Annotated in this window: 7 protein-coding genes; 4 read left to right on the top strand and 3 right to left on the bottom strand. The window is 69.5% G+C overall.

The features are described 5' to 3' along the window. The first annotated feature begins 158 nt into the window (after positions 1–158). The 3 genes from ABZ738_RS32280 (at position 159) to ABZ738_RS32290 (ending at position 4,928) form a co-directional block, all read left to right on the top strand. Positions 159–1,898 carry a hypothetical protein gene (locus ABZ738_RS32280; RefSeq protein WP_357219646.1) on the top strand — a complete coding sequence of 580 codons (1,740 nt, stop codon included), beginning with the start codon at positions 159–161 and terminating at the stop codon, positions 1,896–1,898. A 34-nt stretch (positions 1,899–1,932) separates the two neighbouring features. Beyond that, positions 1,933–3,990, top strand: coding sequence for a hypothetical protein (locus tag ABZ738_RS32285; protein ID WP_357219649.1), 2,058 nt, complete (start codon positions 1,933–1,935; stop codon positions 3,988–3,990). A gap of 545 nt (positions 3,991–4,535) precedes the next feature. Next, positions 4,536–4,928, top strand: coding sequence for a hypothetical protein (locus ABZ738_RS32290; RefSeq protein WP_357219652.1), 393 nt, complete (start codon positions 4,536–4,538; stop codon positions 4,926–4,928). 294 nt (positions 4,929–5,222) lie between these two features. Here the strand turns inward: ABZ738_RS32290 and ABZ738_RS32295 are convergent, their stop codons facing one another. Together ABZ738_RS32295 and ABZ738_RS32300 are read right to left on the bottom strand one after the other, a co-directional pair. Then, positions 5,223–6,494 carry a hypothetical protein gene (locus ABZ738_RS32295; protein WP_357219655.1) on the bottom strand — a complete coding sequence of 424 codons (1,272 nt, stop codon included), beginning with the start codon at positions 6,492–6,494 and terminating at the stop codon, positions 5,223–5,225. 197 nt (positions 6,495–6,691) lie between these two features. Then, positions 6,692–9,766: a BTAD domain-containing putative transcriptional regulator gene (locus tag ABZ738_RS32300; RefSeq protein ID WP_357219658.1), complete on the bottom strand. Its 3,075-nt coding sequence runs from the start codon at positions 9,764–9,766 to the stop codon at positions 6,692–6,694. Positions 9,767–10,236: 470 nt separating this feature from the next. Here ABZ738_RS32300 and ABZ738_RS32305 point away from each other — a divergent pair, with 470 nt between their 5' ends. Beyond that, positions 10,237–11,436 (top strand): IS110 family transposase, encoded by a 1,200-nt coding sequence (locus ABZ738_RS32305; RefSeq protein ID WP_357219664.1) that lies wholly within the window; start codon positions 10,237–10,239, stop codon positions 11,434–11,436. Positions 11,437–11,577: 141 nt separating this feature from the next. Here the strand turns inward: ABZ738_RS32305 and ABZ738_RS32310 are convergent. Beyond that, positions 11,578–13,320 (bottom strand): bacterial transcriptional activator domain-containing protein (locus ABZ738_RS32310; protein ID WP_357219661.1); only part of this gene is annotated, 1,743 nt, incomplete at its 5' end.

A 13,320-nucleotide genomic window follows, 5' to 3' on the forward strand; every position in this document is an offset into this window, starting at 1 on the left:
GCTACCGCGCCACCGTGCAGATCGCCGACATCCTCATCTGGCTACGCGCGAAACCGGACCGCCCCAAGCCATGATCCAGGAGACACGACCTAGGGCCGGGTGCCTGGGCGGTCGCAAGCCGCAATAACTCCGCCGGCAAGTCCAGCATCATGTGGGCGTTGACGTGGGCGTTGCGAGGCGATCAAGATGAGCTCTATCTACGCACGGATACTCGGCGGTGGTTCCGTTACATCCGGGTGGATGCGGAGGTCTCGAGCGTGCCGGTCTCTTTCCGGATCCGGCAGAACGAGCACGGACTGTGCGAGGGGGTCCTGCTGACCGCCGACGTCATCGGCCAGCTCACTGGTCTTGAAGGCGAGTCGCAGAGTGGTCCGGGCGTGCGCGTTGTCGAGACGGTCGAGAGCCAGGATGCCTACACGGCGATGGTGGGTCGCTTCATGATGCAGCGGCTGGGGTTACGTCCGTTGCAGATGTTTAGTAGTGATGCTGGGGCGCCGGATGAAGCCGGAGAGCGGGATGGCTCGGTTCAGGTGCATGGCTGGCCAGCCTACTTCTCGGTTATCGCGCTCGCGTCCGCTAGTGACTCGATCTTGTTCGGTCGAACCGCGATCGGTCAGCTCCCGACCCGGTTGATGCAGGTCTTCCTCGACGTGCCGTTCACGACAGATTGGATGACGGCAGACATCTCCGCGAAGGACTCCCGGCAGAGCACCCGGCATGTGATCCGCCGGTCCAAGGCCGACGCCGCCGCCCGCGAGCAGCGCTGGCAGCCGTTACAGGAGGAACTGACAAGGGCGCAGCGCAATCTGGAACGGGTAAGGGCGGCCCGGCCGGACCTGCCGGCGCGGATCGCCGCAGTGGAGGACACGTCGCGGGCGTTGCTGGTGATCAAGACCCGGCTGGGCCGCGCCAAGGCCACTGCCGAAGAAGCCCGGCAAGCGCGCATCCAGGATGAGCGCTCCATGCGCCGCGCGTCGGAGTCGGCCGCTGCCCGTAGCTTGTTCGCCGCGCTGGATCCCCACGCCTGCCCGCGCTGCGAGACCAGCATCAGCGACGAGCGGCGAAGTCGGGAAGACAGTCACCACCGATGCGCGGTCTGTGCGAATCCGTTGCAGGTCGAGGGCGTCAACGAGGACGAACGCGAGGCGGTGCTGAGTGGGCTACGGAAGCGGCTTGCCGCGTCACAAGACGCGGAGCGGGCAGCGAAGAGCGCGGTATCGGCCCTTGAACGTCAGCTCGCTGAGGCACAGGCAGCAGCCGGGAACGCGGTCGTAGCCGCTGAGCAAGAACAAGGACAGGCCGCCTACCTTGCGGAGTTGCGAGACGCAGAAGCGCACGTCGAGCGACTGAAGGGCGCGCTCGACGTCGTGTCGCAGCTCGGGCAGACGCCGACGCTCGATGATGCTGCCGAACGAGTCCTCGCTGCGGCTGCGGCGATCCTGAAGGACCTCGCGTCATCCACAACGCGGGATCTCTTCGTTGAACTGAACCACCAGATCGTCACGCTTGCTCGTGAGCTGGGGGTCACGAACCTGCGGTCGGTGAAGCTCGATCTCGCGGGCAGGGTCAACGTGATGAAATCCGACAACACCAAGCCAACCTCGTTCTCCAAACTTAGCCCCGGAGAGCGGTTGCGCCTGCGTATCGCGGTGATCGTCAGCCTGATCCGCGTTGGCCGCAAGCATGGCATCCACTCCCATCCCGGTCTGTTGGTCATTGACTCCCCCGCGGACGTCGAGATCGTCAAAGGAGATATGAAGATCCTCCTGGAACAGCTCCGGTCCCTGGGGCAGGACGAGGGTCTGCAAGTCGTCATCGCGACGATGCATGAGGCGGTGTGGGACGTGTTCCCGGGGGAACGTCTGATCGTCGGGCCCGATCAGCAGCACCTGTTCTAGCGGACAGGGTTGGCTAGGCGGAGGAGGTGGGCAGATGGTGGCGCAGCCAGCCGTCGCAGCCCTCCTGGCCTGGGCCGAGAACGCTGACGAGGCGTCCCTGATTGCCGGGCCGACCCCCGCCGATGTAGGTGGACGGGCGGCCGTCGCCGACGCGGCGAACGAACTCGCGGCCAGCCCCTGGTTCGTCTACCTGGTCGATCTTGCCGGCAACGATGATGCCGAACCTGGCCGAGACGATATCGGGCGCCGAATCGATAGGGCCGTGGTCGAGGGCTTCGCCGGTCACGACCGGCACTCTTCCTACATCAGCGCCGCCGCTCGCTTGCTGACCTACCCACAGCTCGCCCAGCGACTCGGCCGGCCACTCGAGAAGGCGCTCCTCGCCCAAGCCGAAGCCGCCGCCGAGCCCGGCGTCGACCCCGCGCAGGCATCGATCGGCGCAACCGCCCTAGAAACCGTCCTGCACCTCAGCACGACCGGCGTCTGTAAGCCGTACCAACTCCTGACAGTGCTGACCGACCTGACCGACTGCATCGCCGCCGCCCCCGTCGAGCTGTGCATCCGACTACCCCGGGTGGCCGGCCTCGCCCACGAGCACTTCGGCGACGACACACTCGTCACCCTCCTACAACGACTCCTGTCCGTAGCTGACGCTGAACCCGACGCCGGGTTCGAACTCGCCATGGTCGACCTCCGACGCGCCCTCGACGCTCCCGACGAGGCGACCATCGCGCCGAGCCTAATGGACGCGCGCAAAGGCTTCGCCGCCGTAGAGGCCGCCGACGAAGACCGCCACGACGCCCGGGCATACGCCGCCGCCATCGATGCGATCATGGCCTTTCGTCAATCCGATACCACCCCGCTTCGCGAGGCCGCCGACCGCCTGCAAGCAGCCGTCACGCAGCGCCACGCCTGGCTCGGCCGCACCTACTCTCCGCCCTGGAACTGGGCACGAGGTCAGGCAGAGATCGCCTGGCTGCAACTCGCGCAGACGCTCACCACCGCCGCGCAACCCGCACACGAGGCCTGGTACTGCCACCCCAGCCAAGCCATCGCCGCGCTGCTCGACGCCTACCAGGCCGGCCGCAGCTTCATCGCGCACACCCAGTCGCCCGGCCAACTCCACGCCGTCGAAACCCTCGTCAAACCCACCATCGAAGCCGCGTTCGTCCGCGACACACACCGACTCACGCTGCTCGACCATGCCCTCAAACACGACCCGGCATTCACAGACAACGAAGCAGCCCGCAGCCTTCACCAGGCCGTTCATCGTGTATTGGACCGGTCAGCCGCAGGCATCACCAGCCGAGACCCGGGTGGTGGTGATCAGGGAAAAGCACCTACCCGCCTCACGGCGGTCTTGCACCGGATGGGAGTCACCGACGCGCATGAACAACTACGCCACCTACCTCCACAGATACAAGATCAACTGGAAATACTGCTATGGAACGAGGAAGTAGCACAAGCATCGAGCGGCAACATCAAGGTGGAACGCAAGCTCCAGGAACTCCTCAGCGAGCTCTCGACCGCCCCGGACTGGGCGATCCCACAGATCGCGGGCCCGTTCAAGATCCTCCTCCGTCAGACGCTGCTTTACCTCGACAGTCGCTTCGACATCGGAGGTGAAATGGGCGGCGACCGCACAGCTTTCCTTCGCGCCACCCCCGGCAGCCGCCCGGCGAAAGAACGCCCAATGCACCAAGACTACAAAGACTGGCTCGACCAAGGCCCTCTCTACAACCAGATCAGAGCCGAGGTCTTTGACCGAGGCGGAGGGCGAGCCGACATCGTCGTCTACTTCCCCCACGCCAGCTTCAGCGTGGAGTGCAAACGCGAACAGGACGACGCCAGCAAAGACGGCCTACGCAGGTACGTCGGCCAGGCCAGCGCCTACACCCAAACTGACGCCGCCCTCGGCATCCTGCTGGTCCTCGACCTCACCAACCACAGCACCGGCACGCCTGACCTCTTCGCCAACGTGTGGGTAGAGCACGTGCGGCGCAGTCCGGACGAAGACGCCCGCTGCATTGTCGTCGCTAGGCTGCCGGTCAGACCCACGCCACACGCCACGCCCGCCCCGCCCCGCACGTAGGCTTGGTCAAATCCGCTTGATGGGACGCGTCAGCCGGATGGAGTCCCGATCAACGCTGGCCGCCCCTGCCAGTTCCAGCGGCTGACGTGATCCACCCAGCCGCCGTGCAGCGAATCACACAGGCTGACCGCACACCGGCCCTGGAGTAGCCAGTGAAGTTCCTGGCAGCGGGTGTTCGCTAGAGGCGACCCGTAGCTGTCGGCCCAGTCGAGCATCAGATGACGGGACTCGGGGACATCAATGTTGGATCTGTACGTTGCTCATTCCGGCAGCGCCGATCGGGACATCCGCTTACTGCTGCGTACCGCGCTGCATGGAGAGTGATGCCCCCAGGGTGCGCCGAGCTGTCCTGTTCAACCTTGATGCCCACCGACGCGGTGACCGTCTACTTGTACGCCAGCCGTAGCTGGGCCCTGTGGCCACCCTCTTCTGCCGGGCTCCGTCCGCGTCTGCTGCAAGTCGAGGAGCGGCCCAACCGCCCTGAGTATCACCACGGCACGGCTTCAGGCGTCCGTACCCCTTCCGGAACCGCCTACGCTGTAGCCGTGATCGAACGGCTGACCTATCGGTGGCAGCGAGAGATGGCGGAGCAGGGGGCGGCGATCGCCGCAGGAACGCTGTCGCCGGACGAGGCGTACGCGCTGAAGGCATTCCCGCCGGCTTTCGTCGACGCGGTAGATGCGGCCCTGAAGGCGTACGAGCAGGAGATCGCAAGTCTGGACTCCCCGACAGACAAGGCCGTGTGGGTTGCGGTGGAACGGGTCGTGCGCACCCTCAACGGCGTCGACCTGGATCTCGGCCAGCACATCGAGACCATCACCCGAGAGGAGTTGAGCGAGTACATCGAGGAAGTACTCGCCGAGGCAGGCATCGACGTCGAGGCGTTGCTGGAGCGCCGTGGCGTCGATGAAGCGGCCGGCGAGTGGTGCGACTGGTGATCGCCCACCATCGTGAGCGGTGAACCATGTGTCGGCGGCACACACCTCATAACCCTCGTATGGGGACGCGGAGGGACGCGGATGCCATCGATTATCCGTCCAAGGGGCGAGGTGCCTGCTGATGCCGCGATCCGGGCACCGAACCGACTCGACTGATAACTCAGCGTGAGTAGCGGACTTCGGGCACTATGGTTGCAGCCGAAGCGGCAGACGACCCAGCCTTGTGTACGTCTGGCGTACCCGAGTCTGCACTGGAACCCGTACGCCGACACTTGGTCGTCGCGCCCGTTGACGTCACTTGCTCCGGCCTGCGGGCTGCCGTCGTGTCCGTGCCCTCGCGATCCCCGGTCGCCGGGGGTAGTCCTGCGGCAGGTACCGGTAGATCGAACGCAGCGACTTGCCGATCCTCTCTGCTAGCAGTTCAGGGTCCAGGTTGGGTTCTTTGCGCAACCAGTAGGCCACTGCCTCCGCGGTTCCCTTGGGCGCCTCCGAGTCCCTGTCGTCGTCGACCTCGCCGCCGACGGCGTGCTGATCGTCGTCCATCTCGTCGTTGTCGCCATCGTCGGCAGCGTCTGTGCCGTCCTCGCTCTCGCCTGCCGAGTCCGCCACGACTGGTCCTTCCAGCGGTGGCACGTGTGCGACTGCGTCGTGGCTCTCGGCCGGCTGCTGCTGATCGTCATCGTTCTGGGCGGGCTGTGGCTTCTGCTGGCCGGCGCTGGGCGCGGCTGCCGCAAACGGGGTGCGCTCGGGCGCGGGCAGCGCGTCGGCGGGGCCATCTCGCCTGAACCGGCGACGGCGGCGGCCGGAGCTGTGTGCCGTGATGATCCGCTCCGGGGCGAGGTCTGCGGCGAGGAGCATGGTCAGCCCGTTGTAGTCGGCGGCGGCCGCGAGGCGCGCCGCGATCTCGTCCAGGTCGTACACCCGCACGGCGATGTCGGCGGTGGTCGGGTCGACTGCGGTTTTGATTTTGCGGTGTAGCACTTTGGCGATCGCGGCGTCGCGGCGTTGGCGGGCGGTCGCGGCGTGGGCCGCCTTCAGTGACTCGTACAGGTCGAGGCTGTCGGCCTTGGCGATGGACCGTGCCCGGGAGGTGATGACGGGGTGGCGGATCCAGTGCCCGAACACCTCGTATGCGGGCGGTGTGGGTGGCAGCCCTCCGGTGAGGCGCAGCCGGTCGCGGCGCTGGTTGCCGGTGTGCATCAACCAGACGAGGTACCCGAGGGCGGACATGCCCGAGAAGAAGCCGCCGACCAGGTGGTCGGGGTGGGCGGCCCAGTTGAAGGCCACGGCGCCGGCGGCGATGGCAGCCGAGAGCAGGCGGGAGGCGATCGCCTGCTCGCCGAGCCGGCGTCGCACGTCGGCGTTGGCCATCACGACCACGCCGCCGAGTTCGAGGGCCGCGACGGCCGGGACCGCGACGAGCACCGGGACGCCCAGCGTCTGGACGGCGCCGGTGACCTGGCCGACGAGGGCGACCAGCAGCACCAGGACGTAGAACGCCTGGCGCATCCATGCCGCGTGCCGGACGGCTCTGACCAGGTCGGCGTCGAGCGCGTCGCGGGTCATGGGAGACGTGGCGCGACGACTCGTCGCGCCCACCTCGCGGTCGCTGTCCGGTGGGATATTGCTGCCAGGGATGGTGGCTCTGGACGTCCACGCGGCGCCGTTGTGGCCGGCGTTCGCCGCTTGCACGTTGTCACGGCCGGGCGCGGGCTGATCGGGACGACTGCCGCGGGTCGTCTCGTATCCCGGTGGGTGGAGTGTCATGCGCGTCGTCCGCCGTCACGGGGTTGCGGTTGCCCGGCTGGCCGGCGCTGTTGCAGGCTGGCGATGAGCCGGTCGGCGAGGTCGATGGTGTCCTCGCTGGGCTCGGCGTCGATCTCGTCGAGCCGCCGGGTGAGGGTCCGACGCAGGGCGCGGATCTCGTCGAGGTGTCCCAGTGCGGCGTGGGCGCGCATCGCCTGCCGGTAGAGGGGCTCGGCGTATGGATCGTGGCGCATCGCGGTGTCCAGCACCGTGAGGGCTTCGGCGGGGTCGGCGGTCGTGGCGGCGAGGGCGAGGTGGGCGTCGAGGGCTTGGCGGCGGATGCCTTCGCGGTGGACCTCGATCCACTCGTAGTCGAAGCCGTCGGCGAGCGCGCCACCGTAGGCGTCGACGGCGCGGCGCAGTGCGGCGGTCCGGTCGGCGTCGGTGGTGGCCCGCTCGGCGTCGCGCAGCGCGTCGCGCATACGCCACAGGTCCGTGTCGAACGCCTCCCGGTGGAGGGTGTAGCGGCGGGACGGGTGGGTGACGTAGCTGGCGGGTCCGCCGGTGCGGGCGAGGGTCTTGCGTAGCGCGGACACATAGGTGTGCAGGCGGTGTGGGGCCTTCGCCGCGGGAGCGTCGGGGAGCAGGTCATCGAGGATGTTGTCCTGGGCCGCGTCGCCGTCGTGCACGACGAGATAGACGAGCAGTTCGAGGGACTTGGCGCGCAGCGGCACGGTGGTGTCCATGTCGACGATGCGCGCGTCGCCCAGGACCCGCACCGCGACGCGCTCCTGCGGCTGTGGCTCGTCGCTTCCGGACCCGTCTTCGCAACGGTCACGGCTGTCCGTCGTGGCCGGCGGGACGGTGATGTCGGAGGCGGGGGCGGGATCATCCGTCGGCGTCGGCGGCACCTCGCCGGCGGTGGGCATCGGGGCGTCGGTGAGACCGTGCGGTGCGCGGTTGTCGGCGTCGAGGATGGCATCCGGTGGCGGCTGCGGGCACGGTGTGGTCGTCGCGGTGGCGGGTCCGTCTGGTGTCGGCGTGGGGCGCTCGCCGGTGTGCGCCTCGGCGAGTGTGGTGATCAGGTCGATCGTCTCCTCCCTGGTGAGCACGGCCAGCCGGCCGACATCGGCGGGATGAACGCCGTGGCGGGTCTGTCCGTCGGGCCGGCAGGTGGTGCCGTCGGTGGCGACGACGACGGTGTCACCGTCAGGCCAGGCGCCGAGAAGGACGCCGTGAATGTCGAGGCGTTGACCTTGGGCCAGGAGTGCGGCGATCCGGGCGCGTTCGTGGCGGGCTGACGCGTGGGTGATGAAGAGGATGGGGGGTGGCGGTTCCTCGTGGCGGGCGCTGTGACGCAGATCGGCGATGGTGTCGACCTCTTGCTGGTACACCAGACGGCTACGGTGCAGGGTCTGCGTCTCGAGGACATTCAGGGCGTCGTCGAGGCCGGCGGTGACGGTGAGAAGGCCAGTCTCGGGAAGGGCCGTGGCGGTGCCCAACAGGGCAGCTGCGGTTGGCGCGGGGATGACGACCCGGCCGCCGGTGTGGGGGGTCTTCACCCCGCGGGTGAGGGCGGCGGTGAGGAATCCACGCCCGGCCGCGTCCGCGCCGGGTCCGGTCAGCCCGAGCCCGGCGGGAGGCCACACGTCGCGCAATGGGTGATTCTGCGCGGGAACCACGGGCGCGGCGTGCGGCTGCGGCTGGTCGGCCGCTTCGGGGCAGTCGACGTGCGCGTGCTCGGCCGTGTCGTCGTCGGTCGCGGCCCGATCATTGTCGTAGGCTGCCTGCCCGGATTCGACGTCGTCAAGGATGTCCAGGCCGTGGGCGTTGTCGGTGGCCGGCCGGCGTAGGGCGTGTCGCACGCGTGTGACGGTCGCGGGCATCGGCGTGAGGTCGGGATCGCCGGATCGGCTGTGCGGGCCGGGCGGTCGCGGCTGGTAGCAGCGCCGACGCCACGCCCAGACCAGGCTGGCGGCTGCCGCGACCGCGGCGGCGAGACCGAGGTCCAGCCAACTCCCGCTCCCCAACGTGATGCCATCGGGGCGGGACGGTTCAGCCGGCGAACTGTTGGCCGGCGGTGGCGTACGGGTGGCGTGGCTGCTCGGGGCGCCGGCCACGGTCGACGGTGCGGCGGTGGTGGTGGGGCTGGGCGGTGTGTCGCTGCCCTCGCCGGTGGTCGGCTCGCCGGTCGGTTCGACCGGCGAGGGCGGTTGCTCTGTGCGGGGTGTGTCGGGCTCAGACGGGCCTGTGGGGGCAGGGCTGGCCGTGCCTGGCGGGGCCGTGTCGGCGGGTAGGGCCAGGGTCCAGCCCGGGTAGATCAGGTCAGGATTGGTGAACGTGCCTCCCACGGTGGCGAAGTGGGTGCCGCGGTTGAGCGCCCAGATCTCGGGCCAGCGATCGGGGTCGCCGAGCCACCGCTTCGCGATCGCCGACAGGGTGTCGCCGTCGCGCACCACGCAGGTGTAGACGGACGTGGCCCTGTCGACGGGGTGGTCCGCCCGCCGTGTCGTTGACGGTCTGCTCGCCGTGCGGGATGCGTCGGCGGAGACGGCCGTACTGTGGCCAGCGACGGGCCGCGGGACGCGGTCGCTGTCGCTTGCGGCGGAACCGAGGTCTACCGGGGCCGACCGGTCCGCGTCGGTGCGGTCCGGCGCGGGCCGGTCGGCGGCGGGCCGATGCGCGGGGGCGTCCTCGCGCGGTGTGTTGTCAGACGATGTGTCGGCCGTGGAGGTGGCGTGCGCGGCGGCGGGCAGCGCGGTGGAGGTTACCGCGGTGGCGCCCAGCAACGCTGCCGCGAGACCCTGCATCGGTGCCGGCATGCGCAGCGCGATCCGCCATCGCAGTCGAGCCGAGACACGCCGGTGGACGCGGCCGGCGACGGTGGTGGCGAACATGGCCCAGAGCAGCCACCCGCTGGCCTGCAGCAGCGTGGTGAGGAACCCGGTGGTCAGGGGCTGGTGCAGCCACGCGCGTAACTGACTGTTGGACGGCATCGTGGGCGTCGGCCAGTCGGCCAGGTAGATCAGCACGAGTGGCGCCGCCGCGAGCACGAACGCTGCGATGCCCGCTGTCGGGAACGATGCTTTCACGCTGCCCTCTTCCCCCGCGTCCTGCATTCGTGGCGACCGATGCGGTCGTGGCACCGAACGTAGGAGAAAGATGGGCGGTGGAGACCGATGCGAGGCTGACAAGACCTCACACCGCCTTTCACAACCTCACAACCGCAGGTCAGCCCCGCACTGCCGAAAGGGTCGTTGTCACGAAGGCTCCACCGTCGAGAGGCGTCGCGGTTGCTGGCAACAGGCCGCAGTTCCCCCCCCGTTACCTTTTTGATCGTCCCCGGTCGGGGACCCTCGGTCGCTCGGCCCGGTATGACTTCCTGCCCCTGTCGTTTGCATGATCCGGGGGGTGTTGTCGCCGGGTCGGGTGGCGTCGGTGGACCGCTGATAGGGACACGGCCGCCCGCTTTGTGGGTTGGTCTCTTCGTAACGTGGCTGCCGGCAGTCCGACGCCCAGACCAGCGGCCGGGGCCACGGAGCGATGCGTGGAGGCGGGTGTGGTGCACGACGGATACGGCGTCTACCTCGGCTTGGACGTCGGCAAGGGTGATCACCACGCGGTGGGGTTGGCTCCTGACGGCAGGCGGCTGCACGACGCGGCATTGCCGAACACCGAGGCGCGGCTGCGGCAGCTGTTCGACAAGCTCGCCCGTCACGGTGCGGTTCTGGTGGTGGTCGACCAGCCGGCCTCGATCGGTGCCTTGCCGGTCGCGGTGGCTCGGGCGTGCGGGCATCAGGTGGCCTACCTGCCCGGCCTGGCGATGCGGCGGATCGCTGACCTGCACCCCGGTGCGGCGAAGACCGACGCCCGCGACGCCTACGTCATCGCTGACGCGGCCCGCACTCTGCCGCACACGTTGCGGCGGGTCGACGTCGGCGACGAGGCCTTGGCTGAGCTGGAGGTCCTGGTCGGCTTCGACGACGACCTCGCCGGCGAAGCCACCCGCGTGTCCAACCGCATCCGGGGACTGCTCACCCAGATCCACCCCGCTCTGGAACGCGTCCTCGGCCCGAAAGTCCACCACAAGGCTGTGCTGGAGCTGCTGTCCCGGTGCGGCGGTCCGGTCGGGCTGCGCAAGGCCGGCCGCCGCAAACTCTTGTCGATCGCCGCCGTCCACGCACCCCGCATGGGCGAACGCCTCGTCGCCCAGATCATGACCGCGCTGGACGAGCAGACCGTCACCGTCCCCGGCACGACAGCGGCGGAGACGATCCTGCCCCGCCTCGCTGACAGCCTGCGAGACGTCCTGCGCCAACGTGACCAGGTCGCCGGCGAGGTGGAAAGGATGCTTGATGCGCACCCTCTCGCCGAGGCCCTGACCTCGATGCCCGGCATCGGCGTCAGGACCGCCGCCCGCATCCTGCTCGAAGTCGGCGACGGCACCGCCTTCGCCACCCCCGGCCACCTCGCCGCCTACGCCGGACTCGCCCCGGTGACCCGACGCTCCGGCAGCAGCATCTGCGGCGAACACCCACCCCGAGGCGGCAACAAACACCTCAAACGCGCACTCTTCCTCGCCGCGTTCGCCGCCCTCGCCGACCCCACCAGCAGGGCTTACTACGACCGCAAGAGAGCCGAGGGCAAACGCCACAACGCTGCCCTCATCTGCCTGGCCCGCCGCCGCTGCGACGTCTTGTTCGCCATGCTCCGCGACAAGATCCCCTACCAACCCCGCCCAGCCACGCCGATCGCGGCTTGACCAAACCCATAGGGACACCCCCCCGTGCCACGCCGCCGGCCGCCCACCTTGCTCTTCTCGGCGCGGGCCGGCCGATCGAGTACGGCCGGCCCCGGAGCCGCGCGGAACGGCAAGGTGCGGGGACGGGACGGATTCAGCGGATTAGGTGCCGTCGGGCACGAGCGGGCCGTCGAGGCTGAGACCGGCGGCGGTGAGACGCCGTCTGTACCGGTCGGTCAGCACGACTGCGGCAGCCTGCTCACCAAGGTCGGTGAGAAGGCGCGCGGCCTGCTGGTGGAGGTCGGCGTTGTACGGGTCGACACGGATCCCGCCTTGTAGATGGGCGAGTGCTGTGTGGGGGTCGGGTGCGGTGTCGGCGAGGGCGGCGTAGGCGTCGAGCGCTCTGCGTCGGGCGGCTATCCGGTGTGGTTCGAGCCAGGGCCATGTGTGTCCGGTGGCGAGGTCGCCGGTGTAGGCGGTGATGACTGCCTGCCAGGCGGCTGCGGTGTCGGTGAGGGTGGCTGCCGCGTGGTCGGCGGTGGTGTGGAGGTGCCACAGGTCGACGTCGACGTTCGTCGGGTGGAGTCGGTAACGGTCTCCGCTGCGGTCGATGATCGTTGCGCCGGTGGTGGTGCGGGCGGCGGTGCGGAGTTCGCTGAGCGTCGTGTAGAGGCGTCCGGTCAGTCGGTGCGCGGGTAGTCCCGGCCAGAGAGCCTCGGCCATGAGATGACTGTCGGCTCCGTCGGCGTGAACGGCGAGGAAGACCAGCGCCTGCCACGCCGCAGACCGTCGCAAAGCCACCGGCGAGCCCTCGACCAGCAGGTCCGGCTCACCCAGCACCCGCAACCGCAGGTCAGAAGAATTGCCGCGTCGTGGGCCGGCCTGGCGAGGTATCCGCGTCGTCGGCGCAGGTGCGGCGGAGGTGTCTGGGGCCGGTGGGTCGAGGTGGCCGGTGACGGTGAGCAGATCCGCGGTGGCCACCTCGTCGAGCACACACATCCGATGTCCCGCCGTGTCGTCGGCCGTGCGGCCGTCGGCGTCGACGTGCCAGACCGCCGCTTCCGGCCACGGCCCCAACACGACCGGGACGGCCGCGCCTGTGACGACCGTATCCGTAGGGGGAGCGTCGAGGATCAGCACCGCAGGCGCCCGTCGCCCATCCGTTCCCTTCGCTGACACCGCCGGCGGCGATGTGACCGCCAGGGCGGCGTGCGTGATGGTGTCGACGATCATGAGCCCTGCCCCGGGCCGTAGCCGCTCGGCCGCGGGCCCGAGCAGTATCCGGCCCGCGCTGCGGGTGATCACTACCTGCGCGTCCGTCTGTCGCATCGCGGTGAGGAGGACGCTGACCAGGAGGCCCCGCACGGCGTGCGACGCACCTGGTCCGACCAACCCCACTCCTGCGGACGGCAACCCCGCCGGTGGCGCCCCTGCCGAGGCGGGTGGGGGACGGCCTGCGGTGGCTGCGGTGATGGCCGCCACGTTGACCGGCAGCGGTGTCAGGGCATCCCCGCCGCCGGCCGGGCGTGAGCTGGTGGGGCGGTAGTCGCGGCGGCGGCGTAGCCACATCAGCCCGACCGCGACCGTCACCTGGTCGGCGACCTCGCGGGGCAGCCATCCACCGGCCACAGCGACACCGCCATCAAGCCCGGCCCGCTCACCCTCGACCGGTGTGGGCAGACCGGTGTTTCCTGTCGGTGGCATCGCGTCGACGCCGACGGCGGGTGTGGCGGGGGTGGGGATGGTGAGCGCGGCGGCGCCGGCGATCCCGGTCGCGGTGGCCTGCCACGGAGTGGGTAACGGCAGGCGACGCAGCCACCGCACGCCCGCCCACATCCGCACCGCGACGCGGACGGTGATGATGTAGGCGACGAACGCCCACAGCAGCCACGCCAGCACGACCGC

Source organism: Micromonospora sp. NPDC047793 (assembly GCF_040642635.1).
GTDB lineage: Bacteria > Actinomycetota > Actinomycetes > Mycobacteriales > Micromonosporaceae > Micromonospora.

Excerpts from the sequence above, each read along its gene's own strand:
- ABZ738_RS32295 (WP_357219655.1), bottom strand. The coding sequence starts at position 6,494 with ATGACCCGCGACGCGCTCGACGCCGACCTGGTCAGAGCCGTCCGGCAC.
- ABZ738_RS32285 (WP_357219649.1), top strand. The coding sequence starts at position 1,933 with ATGGTGGCGCAGCCAGCCGTCGCAGCCCTCCTGGCCTGGGCCGAGAAC.